General features: G+C 43.6%; 13 protein-coding genes and 1 pseudogene. 10 read left to right on the top strand and 4 right to left on the bottom strand.

Annotated elements, in window-relative coordinates; genetic code table 11:
- Positions 1–39: 39 nt before the first annotated feature.
- From ERX40_RS02380 to ERX40_RS02395, 4 genes are read right to left on the bottom strand one after another with little or no spacing between them, the layout of a single operon-like run.
- Positions 40–2643: a YfhO family protein gene (locus ERX40_RS02380; protein ID WP_133416899.1), complete on the bottom strand. Its 2604-nt coding sequence runs from the start codon at positions 2641–2643 to the stop codon at positions 40–42.
- Positions 2640–5225 carry a YfhO family protein gene (locus ERX40_RS02385; RefSeq protein ID WP_133416900.1) on the bottom strand — a complete coding sequence of 862 codons (2586 nt, stop codon included), beginning with the start codon at positions 5223–5225 and terminating at the stop codon, positions 2640–2642. Before ERX40_RS02385 ends, ERX40_RS02380 begins: the two co-directional genes overlap by 4 nt.
- On the bottom strand, positions 5212–5598 hold the full coding sequence (locus ERX40_RS02390) for a GtrA family protein (RefSeq protein WP_133416901.1): 387 nt from the start codon (positions 5596–5598) through the stop codon (positions 5212–5214). The genes ERX40_RS02385 and ERX40_RS02390 overlap by 14 nt, the downstream gene beginning before the upstream one ends.
- The gene (locus ERX40_RS02395) at positions 5591–6526 is read right to left on the bottom strand and encodes a glycosyltransferase family 2 protein (protein ID WP_133416902.1); all 936 of its coding nucleotides are present in this window, start codon (positions 6524–6526) and stop codon (positions 5591–5593) included. The genes ERX40_RS02390 and ERX40_RS02395 overlap by 8 nt, the downstream gene beginning before the upstream one ends.
- A gap of 84 nt (positions 6527–6610) precedes the next feature.
- Here ERX40_RS02395 and ylqF point away from each other — a divergent pair, with 84 nt between their 5' ends.
- The 10 genes and pseudogenes from ylqF (at position 6611) to ERX40_RS02440 (ending at position 13693) form a co-directional block, all read left to right on the top strand.
- Entirely contained in the window at positions 6611–7486 is an 876-nt protein-coding gene (gene ylqF / locus ERX40_RS02400; protein ID WP_133416903.1) for a ribosome biogenesis GTPase YlqF, read from the top strand.
- Positions 7473–8228, top strand: coding sequence for a ribonuclease HII (locus ERX40_RS02405; protein WP_208001641.1), 756 nt, complete (start codon positions 7473–7475; stop codon positions 8226–8228). Before ylqF ends, ERX40_RS02405 begins: the two co-directional genes overlap by 14 nt.
- Before the next feature lie 82 nt (positions 8229–8310).
- The gene (sucC, locus tag ERX40_RS02410; RefSeq protein ID WP_133416905.1) at positions 8311–9480 is read left to right on the top strand and encodes an ADP-forming succinate--CoA ligase subunit beta; all 1170 of its coding nucleotides are present in this window, start codon (positions 8311–8313) and stop codon (positions 9478–9480) included.
- Between the two features lie 17 nt (positions 9481–9497).
- On the top strand, positions 9498–10406 hold the full coding sequence (gene sucD / locus ERX40_RS02415; protein ID WP_133416906.1) for a succinate--CoA ligase subunit alpha: 909 nt from the start codon (positions 9498–9500) through the stop codon (positions 10404–10406).
- Between the two features lie 157 nt (positions 10407–10563).
- The gene (locus tag ERX40_RS02420; protein WP_165980627.1) at positions 10564–11313 is read left to right on the top strand and encodes a DNA-processing protein DprA; all 750 of its coding nucleotides are present in this window, start codon (positions 10564–10566) and stop codon (positions 11311–11313) included.
- Between the two features lie 162 nt (positions 11314–11475).
- Positions 11476–11751: a hypothetical protein gene (locus tag ERX40_RS02425; RefSeq protein ID WP_133416908.1), complete on the top strand. Its 276-nt coding sequence runs from the start codon at positions 11476–11478 to the stop codon at positions 11749–11751.
- Positions 11751–11981 carry a hypothetical protein gene (locus ERX40_RS11170; RefSeq protein WP_165980628.1) on the top strand — a complete coding sequence of 77 codons (231 nt, stop codon included), beginning with the start codon at positions 11751–11753 and terminating at the stop codon, positions 11979–11981. The genes ERX40_RS02425 and ERX40_RS11170 overlap by 1 nt, the downstream gene beginning before the upstream one ends.
- Positions 11982–12320: 339 nt before the next feature.
- Positions 12321–12455 (top strand): annotated as a pseudogene (locus ERX40_RS11620) (hypothetical protein); the annotation flags it as partial.
- A 454-nt stretch (positions 12456–12909) separates the two neighbouring features.
- Positions 12910–13206 (top strand): DUF2726 domain-containing protein, encoded by a 297-nt coding sequence (locus tag ERX40_RS02435; RefSeq protein WP_133416909.1) that lies wholly within the window; start codon positions 12910–12912, stop codon positions 13204–13206.
- A 283-nt stretch (positions 13207–13489) separates the two neighbouring features.
- Positions 13490–13693 carry a hypothetical protein gene (locus tag ERX40_RS02440; RefSeq protein WP_133416910.1) on the top strand — a complete coding sequence of 68 codons (204 nt, stop codon included), beginning with the start codon at positions 13490–13492 and terminating at the stop codon, positions 13691–13693.
- Position 13694 lies beyond the last annotated feature (1 nt).

A 13694-nucleotide genomic window follows, 5' to 3' on the forward strand; every position in this document is an offset into this window, starting at 1 on the left:
AAAATCCCGTTATATCTTTTGAGATATAACGGGATTTTTCTATTCCGCAGGCGGTGCAATGGTGTCGATTTCTTCTTGATTAGTGACGGTACTGCGTTTTCCGCGGCTCACTTTTTGTATATACCAGATAGCGGTGGCTAAACCGATAAGGCTGATGAGCTGCATCAGATGGAAGTAGGGCGGTGTGTAGGTGAGTTCTATTTTTCTGGCATTTTTGTCTACTTTGACAGCGGTCATTAAGTAGTTGCCTTCAGAAACTTCAGCTTTCTTGCCGTCCACTTTAGCAGACATCCCGTTTAAATAAGGCGTCGGGATTACAGCGTAACCTGTATCATGCGGACTCAGTGTCGCGACGAGTTTACCACCTGCCTGAGTCAGCTGATGCTTCTGCTGCTGTGTAGCTGATTCAAGTGTCGTATAATCTTCACCGTAGATGCCGTTGATGTGATACGTATAAGTACCCGACATAAGCTTCAGCTGAATCAAATCACTCGCTTTGATCCGCAACGTGATAGTCGGATTGAAACGGCGGTAGTCATCATCGAGCGGTTTCCGGGACTGATAGATCTCATTGATCCAGACGTAATGATAGCGGCTCGGCGTTTTCAGTTCGATACTTAAATCCACATATAAATCTTTATAGCGGTCAGCCAGACGTTTAGGGAGACGATAGGTGATGCCGCCCTGATCCTGACTGACGATGAGCTGTTGACCGTCATATGTCGCATTATTCAGTGACATCGTAGTCTGAGGCAGGAGATTTTCAGCTGGCGTCACTTTTGAGTTGGATGGACTGTCCAGCACAACACCCTCAAGCATCGCGTGCTCGCGGTCAATCGGTGTTTTCAGCTCTTGTGGATTGAACACTTTATCCGTGACTCTGACCAGCGGCAGTTCATGGGTATTGCGGTAGACAGAGTAGCGTTTCTCCTTGCCCTGTCTCTGATCGGTCAGTTCAAAACCATAGGGCAGTGTCGCGATATTATCGGTCCGGATGGAATGGTTGACATTAAAGAGACTATAGAGATTCGCCCGTTCACCCAGCCGGTAGTAGATACTGTTGCTGTCTGTGTCCATCGTGATATTCAGTTCCTTATCATAGAACTGATAGATATCTTTGTCAAAGATACTTGAGTAAAGCTTGATGCCGTTGAAATGCTGATAAAGCGGTGTGTTATGTGTGGCCGAAGTCTGCCAGTCAATCCGGGCTGCAGGTGATTCTATTGTGATATTCTTGATGATTGACCGCTGCGTCTCACTGTTATATTTATCCGACTGGACAAATGCCAGGTCATGTTCATAGAAGGGGTGGAGTGTATCCATCTGTTCACGGATGTAGTCATAAACAAAATAGAGATTCATGATGACAACCGTCACAGTGAGGAACTGAAAAGTGATCACTTGTGGTCTGTATACATAAAGCATGATAATAACAGCTACAACCGGAATGAAGATCAGCCAGGTGAGCGATTTGCCACTGCCGATAACCGACAGGCTATAGATGATTGAGACAGGTAGCAAGGAAATGACGATATCCTTCAAGGTCAGGTTCTTCAGATGATGCAGGTAGACCGCGATCAGACCGGCCGCAGAGAATGCGAGCATATAGACCCAGCGTCTCTGATCGACAGAGAAGCCGTTGAAGAAACTATCAAATAAGGGGGACAATGAACCCGCCATGAAGAGCCAGGTAATGACGGCGAACAGTCTGAAGGTATAGTTTCTGTATAGCTTGAACGTAAAAAGTGCCATCACCGCAACAAATGGTATAACGATATAGTAGCCGTCATAGAAGAGGTTATAATGGCTGATAAAATCAATGAACGGCTTCAGCTTGAGCGGCGGGAGCGTCCGGTCATTCAGCAGATAACTGGTGACACCTGTAGAGAAACCGACTGCACTGATGAGTAAGCTGATCACTGCAGCTGATACGATTACCCATAGTTTTGTCTGCCATCCCACCACGTCACTCTTCTTCGGATAAACAGTGCGGTAAATAAAGTAGAACAGCACGAAGATGAACTGATAGTAGCTGAAATAAAAGTTCGAGTGTAGCGTCAGGGCGATTCCCAGGATGAAGATACCGATCTTTCTTTCCGAGAAGAAACGTTCCATCCCGAGTATCGTGAGCGGCAAGTAGAACATGACGTCACTGAAGAAACTCCATGTGAATGTGAAAAAGAAATAGACCGTCGAATAGCCGTACAGAAATGCACTTGCCATACTGGCATACTGATTGATGCCAAGCAGCCGGAATAAGCGGTACGTCACATACAGAATCGCCGTCAGCTTGAAGAATGAGACGATGAACTGATTGACGAACCAGAAATCCGGACTGCCCGTGTTCAGCGGCACGAACAGGTCAAGAATATAGATGATACCGAAATTAACATAGGCAATCGGTGAGGTGGAATAGTAGTAGGCGAGACTTCTGAAGAAATCGCCTCCGATGCCGAAACCCATATCATAGAAGAAGTTGAATTTCGAGAACTGTTCATATAAATAGAGCTGGAAAGGGACCATCTGCGCGAGGCTGTCTCCTTTGCCGGAGAAAAGGATGCCTTGTGTGATGAATCTGTAGATGACGACACTATGAGCAGCAAGTGCAAGTAACAGACAGGTCGCCCATGTTTTTAGTTTCATTTTCTATGCTTCCTTTTCACAGGTTTTAGGTAAATAATTGTCAATAAGAGAGACAGGATGGATATCGCAGTGACCGGATAGAAGTAAGGCGGCATATATTTGAACTGCACTTCTTCAGCGCCTGCCGGCACTTTAACGGCGGCCATCAGGTAGTTGCCGCGTTCCACTTCTGCCTTCTGACCATCTACCTTAGCAGTGAGTCCATCGCGATAGATAATCGGCGTGACCAGGTAGCCGGCCTGGTTGTCACTGAGCCTGACGGTCATCCGGTTGCCGTCTTCCGAGAATCTAATGTCGTTTTGGCGGGCTGCCTCTCTCAGTGTCTGGTGGTCTTCACCGTAGATGCCTTTGATCTTGAAGCGGTAGGTGCCCTGGGTCAGTCCGATGAGGATTTTGCCGTTCTTGGGTTTAGCGACCCGGTAGAGCAAGTCATCCTGATGTGTCCGGTACTTACTGGATCTGAACAATCTGTTATTGGCGTAGCCGTTGACATTGATCTGAATGTTGCTTTCCTGTGAGATCAGCTCAGCATGAAGCTCAACGTAAAAATCATTATATTGACTAAGCGCCTCTTCTGGCAGATTGATGATGACACCGCCGCTCGGTGGGTTGACGACTAATGTGTCATTGTGCTGCTCAAATTCGGCACCTGAGGCGATGATCTGGCTGTCAGGCAGAAGGTTCTGAACCTGCGGCACCTGTGCGGTCGGCTGATGACGCTCCGTGACCATCCCCGTGATCATCGCCTGTTCACGCTGCAGTGGATTCAGCAGGTCCTTCTTCTGATAGAGGGTATCGGTGACTTTTGCCACGGGAAGCGGCAGCATGTTCTCATAGATGCGGTACTTGCCTTTTGAGTCAATCAGTCTGAAATTCGCCGGAATATCAGTCTGGTAATCTTTTCTGACCAGGTAACGCACATTGAAGAGTGACTCCAGATTGCTTCTTGACTGGAAGGTGGAATACCGGCTGATGGATTCCTCCTTCAGATTGATCATCAGGTCATTGTAATAGAAATCAATCAGCGAGCCGTCAAAGATACTGGAATACAGACTCACACCCGGAAAGTTCTGATAGAGCGGTGTATTGTCCTGTTCAAGGACGCGCCAGTCGATCCGTTCGCCGGGTTTCAGTTTCTTCTTCAGTTCATCGATGATCTGCTGCTGGAGTTCTGAATTATAGACACTCGATTCTATATAGGACATCTTCGCACGTTCTTCTATCCCGGGGTTATAGTTATCGTAAAGATTATGTTCCTTGACGACATGCCAGTTGAGCAGCAGGATGGCAGCAATCTGTGCATAATAGAAATACTGATGAAGCGGTCTGTTCTTAGTCAGCAGGACAAGCAGTCCGATCAGAGCGATGAGCGGCAGATACCAGATCCACTCGACCTTTTTGTCGATATAACGATAGCTTAAGCCGACGATAATAAAGCCTGGAAGCAGTGAATACAGGTAATTCTGAATAGAGATCTGTCTGAATCTGGTGATGTACATCGCAATCAGCCCGCTTGAGAAGAACGTCAGCAGATAATGCCAGCGTTTCTGTGGTGCTGAGAAACCATTGAAGACCGAGTCGATGAACGGCATGAAGCTCAAGTAGATCAGAGCGATGGTCATCAGGGCAAAGAAACGGTAGAAATACTGTTGATAGAATTTAAAGGTGAAGAGTGCCTGCAGGGTGATATACAGGACAATCACCAGATAATTATCATAGAAGATATTGGCATGCTGATCAAACGTATTGAAGAGCTTCATACTATCTTCATAAGGGGCGCGGTCATTCTCCATGAATCCTTTGACCCCGTAGAAGAAACTGAAGAATGATATGCCGGTCCCGAGGAGCGTCATCGTCAAAAAGGCCTGCCACTGTTCCTTTCTTGCTGCACGGTCAGACTCAGAACGAAAGGCCATACGGAGCACGAAATAGATGACGCCGAAAAGCATCTGGTAATAGGCGAAATAAAAGTTGTTGATAAGTGATAAGGTGACAGCAGAAATGAACCAGATTTTTTTCTTATCCTGAATGTACTTCTCTATACCGAGCAGCAGCAGCGGCAGGAAGATAAAGACATCCGAGAAGAACGACCAGTAAAGCGTAAAGCGGAAATAGATGGCTGATGTCAGGAACAAAAAGGCACCGAGCATCGCCGGAATCCGCTTCACCTTCAGATAAGTCAGATAGCGATAGGTGATATACATCGCGACAGCTGACTTGGCGATGGAGATATAGAAGGCGTTGACTGCCCAGAACTGGATGGTATCTGTCTTAAAATGAAACAGCAGGTTCAGCCACCAGACCGCTACCATATTCACATAAAAGACGACGGATGTTGAATAATAGTAGGCGAGATCGGTATAGTAATCACCGCCAAGGCCGAAGTTCATATCATAGAAGAACTGACCATGCGACCATTTTTCGTATAGGAACAGCTGGAAGGGCAGCATCTGTTCAAGACCGTCGTTCGGTCCTGTGAAGAGGGTACCATCCTTCATAAAGCGGTAAATATAGAAACTATGACCGAGCGCAGCGAGCAATATAAAGATGAGGGGATAGAATAATTTTTTATGATTTTTCATGGTTCTCCTCGACAAAAATATATTTGGCGATCACATATGTAATGGGCACCGTGATGAGCAGCGCCGGAAAGGGGGCCAGCTGCTCATTGATGCCTATCCTGACAAACAGCATGAGCAGCAACGTCTGCAGCCCCATGTTGATGACCTGGGTGAGCGGAAATTTCAGAAACGTTGAAATCTTCGGTTTGACGTGATAGACGAAATAACAGTTTAAATAGTAGGAACAGATAAAAGACCATAGGAATGCAGTGATATGACTGACCATGTAGGGTGCGATGTTCAGCAGCAGCAGATACATGATATAATAGTTGATTGTGTTGATGACACCGACGATGACAAAGCGGATGAACGGAGAACTGAACAGTTTAGTCATGCTTCAGTCCCTCCACATTCGTCTGCTCAACGATGAAGTGCGGACGTCTCTTGCTTTCGTAGTAGATGCGGCCGATGTATTCACCGATGACGCCCAGGCTGAATAACTGCACGCCCCCTAAAAAGAGGATGGACGAGATGATAGTGAAATAACCCGGTTCGTCGATACCTTGAAAGATGATCTGGATGAGTGTCGTCAGTATATAGAGCAGACAGATGAATAAGGTCAGCGCGCCGAAATAGAAGCAGACACGGAGCGGCTTATTGTTATAGCTTAAGATACCGTCGATGGCATAGTCGAGCAGCGACAGGAAGTTGAAGGAAGACTGGCCCGCCTTCCGCTGCACATTCTTGAAGGGAATGGTCTTCTTGCTGTAGCCGACCCAGTCAAATATCCCTTTTGAGAAGCGGTTATATTCATCAAGAGAGAGGATGGAATCGATGACGACTCTCGAGATCAGTCTGAAGTCGCCTTCACCGTCGACCAGTTCGACATCGACTGCCCGGTTGATGAGCCTGTAAAAAAGCTGACTCGGAATTTTCCGTATCATATTTTCACCGTCCCGGTCGCGACGGGCGACTACCTGATCGTAACCCTCGTAGTAAGCCTCAACAAACTGCGGAATCAGTTCAGGCGGATGCTGAAGGTCCGCATCCAGAATGATGGCTGCCTCCCCCCGTGCAGATTTAAGGCCGGCAAGCATCGCTGACTCCTTGCCGAAGTTACGGGAGAATGAGACATAACGGATATGTGCGTCCTGTTTACTGAGCGCTTCAATCATCTGGATGGAACGGTCACTTGAGCCGTCATTGATCAGAATCAGCTCATAATCATAATGATTTTCTGTCATGATTTGTGTGATAGAATGATGAAGACGACTGATATTTTTTTCTTCATTATATATAGGAATGATAAGTGATAATTTCATGTTGACTCCTTTGAATGCTGAATATAGTACCATTCATAATCATAACACGAAACAATAAAAGAATAATGAAAGAAGGTAAACAGAATGACGATACAATGGTTCCCCGGCCATATGGCCAAAGCAAGAAGAGAAGTAACAGAGCAGCTGAAGATGGTGGACTGTGTGTTTGAGCTGCTGGACGCACGAATTCCTTATTCATCGAGCAATCCGATGATCAGTGATATCATCAAGGATAAACCCCGCGTCGTGCTGCTGAACAAGATGGATATGGCAGATCCGGGAGAGACGAAGAAGTGGCTGCAGCACTTCGAGGCAGAAGGCGTCTATCCCGTTATGCTGGATGCGAAAAATGGCAAGAACCTGAATATGGTGGTCAAGGCAGCGGAAGCAGTGACGAAGGAGAAGTTCGAACGACTTGCCGCGAAAGGACTCCGTCCAAGAGCCATCCGCGCGATGATCGTCGGGATTCCGAACGTCGGCAAATCCACGCTGATCAATCGCTTAGCGAAGAAATCAATCGCCAAGACAGGTAATACACCGGGTGTGACCAAAAAACAGCAGTGGATCAAGGTCGGCAAGACACTTGAACTGCTGGATACACCGGGGATTCTCTGGCCGAAATTCGAGGACCAGGTCGTCGGCAAGAAACTGAGTCTGACCGGTGCCATCAAGGACAGCATCATTCATCTTGATGAAGTGGCGATATACGGTCTTGAGTTTATTCAGCAGTATGAGCTTGAGACACTGAACAAGCATTACAATATCCAGGTGGAAGCGGACAGCCCCTATATTGATATCTTCGACGCGATCGGTATGAGCCGCGGCATGAAGAATAAGGGGAACGAAATCGACTATGAATCCGTTGTGGAACTCGTGGTCAGAGAAATCCGTAATGCTAAGGTCGGCCGCTATACATTCGACAGAGTCAAGGAGCTTGAATCTACAGATGAAGCTGAGTGAGCTGAAGTCTCTTCTTGAGACGTATACTGATGCTGAAGATATCAGGCTCGACTTCGGCGGAGATGCCAGAACGGGTGCCCAGAAAATGGTGGCCGCCCGACTCAGGCAGCTGGAACTGGAAGCGAAGCTGAAAGAGAATTATCTTGTCGCTTCTGAATTCGAAATACGTTATCCGGGAGAAGTCATATGCGGGATCGACGAAGTGGGGCGTGGACCGCTTGCCGGTCCTGTTGTCGCCTGTGCAGTCATTCTGGAAGAAGACCATTATTATCCGGGTCTGACCGATTCAAAGAAACTGTCAGCCAAGAAGCGGCAGAGTCTGGAGGCGCTGCTGCTTGAACGGGTACGCGATTATTCTATCGGCGTGGCGACGGTCGAAGAGATTGATGCTATCAATATATATGAGGCGTCAAAACGTGCGATGTTAAGAGCGGTGCAGGGACTGACAGTAAAGCCGACCGTGCTCTTGATCGATGCGATGACGCTGAATACCGGACTGATTGAAGAAGCCATCATCAAGGGCGATATGCGCAGCGTTTCCATCGGTGCTGCCAGTATACTCGCAAAAGAATATCGGGACCGGCTCATGGCAGAGTATGATCAGAAGTATCCGGGCTATGACTTTAAGCAGAATGCCGGTTACGGAACGAAGAAACATCTTGAGGGACTGGAAGCACACGGCATCACACCGATTCACCGCCGGACTTTTGAGCCGGTGAAGTCCATTATCAGAAATGTATAACAATTTTCGTTTACAATAACGCTTACATTTCCTATAATTGAACCGTAAGCAGAATTTAACCCGTAATTTAGGAGGATGGAAAATGAATATCCATGAGTATCAAGGAAAAGAAATTTTTCGCTCAATGGGTGTAGCTGTACCTGATGGTTCAGTTGCTTATACACCTGAAGAAGCAGTAGAAGTGGCAAAGGGGCTCAAAGAAGGCGTCTATGTCGTCAAGGCACAGATTCATGCCGGAGGCCGTGGTAAGGCCGGCGGTGTTAAAATTGCTAAAAACTTGGATGAAGTTAAAGCTTACGCTGAAGAACTTCTAGGGAAAATTCTGGTGACTCATCAGACAGGTCCTGAAGGGAAAGAAGTGAAGCGTCTACTCATCGAAGAAGGCTGCGATATTCAGAAGGAATACTACCTCGGCTTCGTACTTGACCGCGCGACAGATTCAGTTGTCTTAATGGGGTCTGAAGAAGGCGGTACTGAAATTGAGGAAGTAGCGGAATCAAATCCTGAGAAAATCTTCAAAGAAGTCATTGACCCTGTGACCGGCTTGATGCCATTCCAGGCAAGGCGTCTTGCGTTCAATATCAACATCCCGAAAGAATCCGTGAACAAAGCCGTTAAAATCATGATGGGTCTGTATGATGTCTTTATCCAGAAAGATGCTTCTATCATTGAGATCAACCCGCTTGTCACTACAGGTGCTGGCGATGTATTAGCACTTGATGCGAAAATCAACTTTGATGCGAACGCATTATTCCGTCATAAAGATATCGTTGAACTGCGCGACTTGGAAGAAGAAGATCCAAAAGAGATCGAAGCTTCTAAATATGACCTTGCTTATATCGCGCTTGACGGCAATATCGGCTGTATGGTCAACGGAGCAGGTCTTGCGATGGCAACGATGGATACCATCAACCACTTCGGCGGCAATCCCGCGAACTTCCTGGACGTAGGGGGCGGTGCAACGAAAGAGAAAGTAACAGAAGCGTTCAAGATCATCTTAGGCGATGACAAAGTTGAAGGGATCTTCGTCAATATTTTCGGCGGCATCATGAAATGTGACGTAATCGCTGAAGGTGTCGTTGCAGCTGCGAAAGAACTTGAACTGACGATTCCGCTCGTTGTACGTTTAGAAGGTACGAACGTCGACCAGGGTAAAGAGATCTTAGGTAATTCTGGATTAGCCATCACGCCAGCAGGAACGATGGCTGAAGGCGCTCAGAAAATCGTTGAATTAGTCAAACAAGCTAAATAGGAAGCGGGGAGAAATTCGTGGGAGTATTTATTGATAAAGATACGAAAGTATTAGTACAGGGAATCACGGGCTCAACAGCTCTTTTCCATACAAAACAGATGATTGAATACGGCACACAGATTGTTGCCGGTGTGACACCTGGTAAAGGTGGCATGGAAGTCGAAGGCGTTCCTGTCTTCAATACAGTGGAAGAAGCGGTTCAGGCGACAGGCGCTACTGTGTCAGTTATCTATGTGCCGGCACCTTTTGCAGCTGATGCGATCGTAGAATGTGTCGATGCTGAACTGGACCTTGCGATCTGTATCACTGAGCATATTCCTGTGCTTGATATGGTCAAAGTGAAACGCTATATGAAAGGCAAGAAGACACGTCTCGTCGGACCTAACTGTCCAGGTGTCATCACTGCTGACGAATGTAAGATCGGCATCATGCCGGGCTACATCCATAAAAAAGGGCATGTCGGCGTCGTATCACGTTCCGGCACATTGACTTACGAAGCGGTTCATCAGCTGACTCAGCTCGGTATTGGTCAGACAACAGCTGTCGGTATCGGCGGGGACCCGGTCAATGGTACTGACTTCATCGACTGTCTGGAAGCATTCAATAATGATCCTGAAACTTTAGCAGTAGTTATGATCGGTGAAATCGGTGGTACAGCTGAAGAAGAAGCGGCTGAATGGGTGAAAGCGAACATGACGAAGCCTGTTGTCGGCTTTATCGGCGGACAGACTGCCCCTCCAGGCAAGCGTATGGGCCATGCGGGTGCAATTATCTCCGGTGGTAAAGGAACGGCTGCGGAGAAAATCAAAGCGATGAACGCTGCAGGCATCAAAACGGCTGCGACACCTTCTGATATCGGTTCTACATTAGTGGAACGGATCAAAGAGGAAGACGGACTATACGAGAAATGTCTGACAGTGAAGTAACGGATTTTAAGGTAGACTGCGGTCTACCTTTTTTTGGTATAAAGAGATTTAAAACTGAGATATTTCTACGATATATTTACATTGTCAAGCTGAAAACTTACAGAATATCCAATTCTATTTCATAAATGCGCTTTATGATGAGATAGAGGTGATGATAATGAAAGAACAGATCTTAAAACTGATATTCGCCGGTTTCTCCACCAGACAGCTGCATCAGTATTACAGACAGTTCGGCTGTTTTGATTTTGTATCGGCCAAATACGAGATGCTCTTACGTGATAAGCAGCATAATAGTCTGAATACCAAGCTGAATCGACTGAAGGACATCGATAGCAGTCAGATCAGATATAACCTGGAAAGAGATCTCATTAAAACAATGTTCTATGATGAGGAAGACTATCCTGCATTACTCAAAGAAATATATGATTTCCCTTTTGTTCTCTTCTACCGGGGTGACAGCCGGCTGTTTAAGCAGCCGGCTCTTGCTGTGGTGGGGGGGCGCGAACGCACCAGCTATACGACTGCTGTCCTTGAGCGCCTTATGCCAGAACTCGTTCCAGACTTAACCGTTGTCAGCGGCCTGGCAAAGGGGACTGATGCAGATGCACATCTCGCTGCTATGAAGCACGGGGGTTCAACAATCGGTGTCCTCGGCTTCGGTCATCTGCACCATTACCCGGAGGAGACGGCCTTACTCAGACGACATATGGAGACGCATCAGCTTGTCGTCAGCGAATATCCGCCCTATGCAGGCCCGAAGTCCTGGCAGTTTCCTGAACGGAACAGACTGATCAGCGGACTTGCGCAGGGTGTTCTTGTTATAGAATCGAAAAAGAGAAGCGGCAGTCTCATCACGCTTGACCAGGCACTCGATGTCGGAAAATTTATTACTATACAAAACTCTTGATAATCTCAATGTTATCAAGGGTTTTCTTATATATTGAAATATGCTGAATAATGTGAGAAAAGAAATATGCTGTTATGAGTATAGTATAAAAGTTGTCTATGATTGTAATTATTAATATAATTTAGTTATATTATAATTTCGATTACAAAGGGGATAGAGATTATGTTTTCACAAGATGATACTACATATGAATTAAAACTAAATAGTTCTTATACTGTTAATCAATTAAGAGATTACTTTAATAGAAATAAAAACTTATTGTACTTATCTGATGATTTTGAAACATTGAATGAACTTTATCAGAAGAATATTAATGATGAAATTATTGTTGCAGATATACTTAAAGCCTTCAATGATAGTATGGTAAGTAATATTGTATCTTATGGAGTTGTATCTAATAATTCTACTGACATTTATATTTTGAAATTGAAAAAATAATGAACAACGACAACAAACTCATCATTTTAAATTGTATCAAGAATAATATCAATCCTAGAGATTATAATCTTAAAGATAATGAAACAAGAAAAGTTATTAAGCTGCTTTTAGAATGTGGATTCATCATTAAGAATAGTGATGATAAATCTGTGCTATTTCAAAATGGATCATTAAAAAAATTTAAATTAACTGAAGCTGGTGAAGAATATCTGAATGAGAAAAGGGGATAAAGATATGTTCTATAGCAATCTTAAAGTTGATAGAAGATTAAAATCAATTCTATCACTCATAGCAACACAGTAATATCACATTTCAGAACAACTTTTGTTCAGATGACTCATTCTTCACATTTATAATTAGCGTTCGTTCTGTACAGTCTATTGCGTAAATACAGATTAATAATCAGATGTAATCAGATGATCTATATGATTTTTTGTTTTAAAAATTTAGAAAACGCAGATTTGCGTTCTCTAGTAATATCAAGCACAAATTTTAATATCCTCAAATGTGAGTGCATTAATTTTTGAGAATGAATATAAGGACTCAAAAGTTGGCGAACAGTTGCCAAAGATGTAGCTGACATTTTAGGATACAAAGATTCCAACAGAGCTATTAACCAATTAATTGATAATGAAGACCGTAAACCGTTGAGCTTCAAGGCTTCGGGCGATACATACGTAAGCTCTAACTTAAAGCACATTTGAAGAGCCACTATTTTTAGCGAAGGATGTGGCTCGTATGGGTGTTAATGCAGTCTCGCAAACTGATAGCTATTTCACTCACAATTAATATGAGGGATCTTTTTTTAATAATAATATTTTAAAAATGATTTGAATATTATCACTTGTTTCGACAATCTAATTAGAAGCGTTAAAATGTAGTAAGTGTGGAGAAGTTAAATTAGCTGTGGATGATAGATATTTTAGAAAGAATTCCAGTAGTAAAGATGGATTGCGTTCCATTTGTAAAGCATGCCAATCGGAAAAATAAGTGTATTTTGGTCGAGTATTCAATAATTCCTTTGGTTAAACCGTAATCTATATAGAACAACTTAATGTAGAAAATGTGAAAATAGTTAAATCCGCACTTTTGTTGGTATTTCAAAGGTTAAAAATGCAATTCTATATGAGACACCTTGTATGTCGAAATAAATAAAATGTGCAATCTATTGGTATTTTAAGACCCCCAAAAACTAACAAGAGGTTGAAATTTGATTTTGCTATTTTTAATAAAAATAAAGAATTAATTTTATTGATTGAATATGATGGAATACAACACTTTCAAGAAGTTGGTTTTTTTGGTGGGCAAGATGAATTAAAAATAAGACAGTATAGAGATGAAATTAAAAATAATTATTGTTTAAACAACCAAATTCCTTTAGTAAGAATTCCTTATTATGAAGAAGATAACATAGAAAGTATATTAAAAAACAATGATATTTTAAAAACTCTTTGATTTTTAAGTCCTTCATCCGTAATCTATTTAGAAGGATATAAAATATCGCTTTTACATCAAAAAAAGGACTACTCACATTCATATAGTATATGAGTAGGTTATTTCTTTCCTTCATTTTTATAATTTGTTTTTCGATTTCATATTTACAAAACCTCCTTATATTTTATTTTTCATTTGAAGCACTGTTATATGTGCTTCTTTTTTTTGAATTATAAAAGTGTAAAGGAGTACTTACATATCAAGCATAACAAAAGATATATAAATTTCAGAAAGGAGATTCAGAATGATTAAATTAGATTACAATGCAGCAGTTAGAAAGCAGATGAATCAATTTATTAAAGACAACTTTAGTCCATCACTGAAAGTTATTGCAAAGGAGATATCAATTAACTATACAATGTTTGCTGATTGGTATCGAGGTGATCGTAATGTTGGAGATGCTACATTAAAGAAAATTGAAAAGTTTTTAAGAAATCACACAAAATAAA

It is taken from the genome of Macrococcus carouselicus, from assembly GCF_004359515.1.
Classification (GTDB): domain Bacteria; phylum Bacillota; class Bacilli; order Staphylococcales; family Staphylococcaceae; genus Macrococcus; species Macrococcus carouselicus.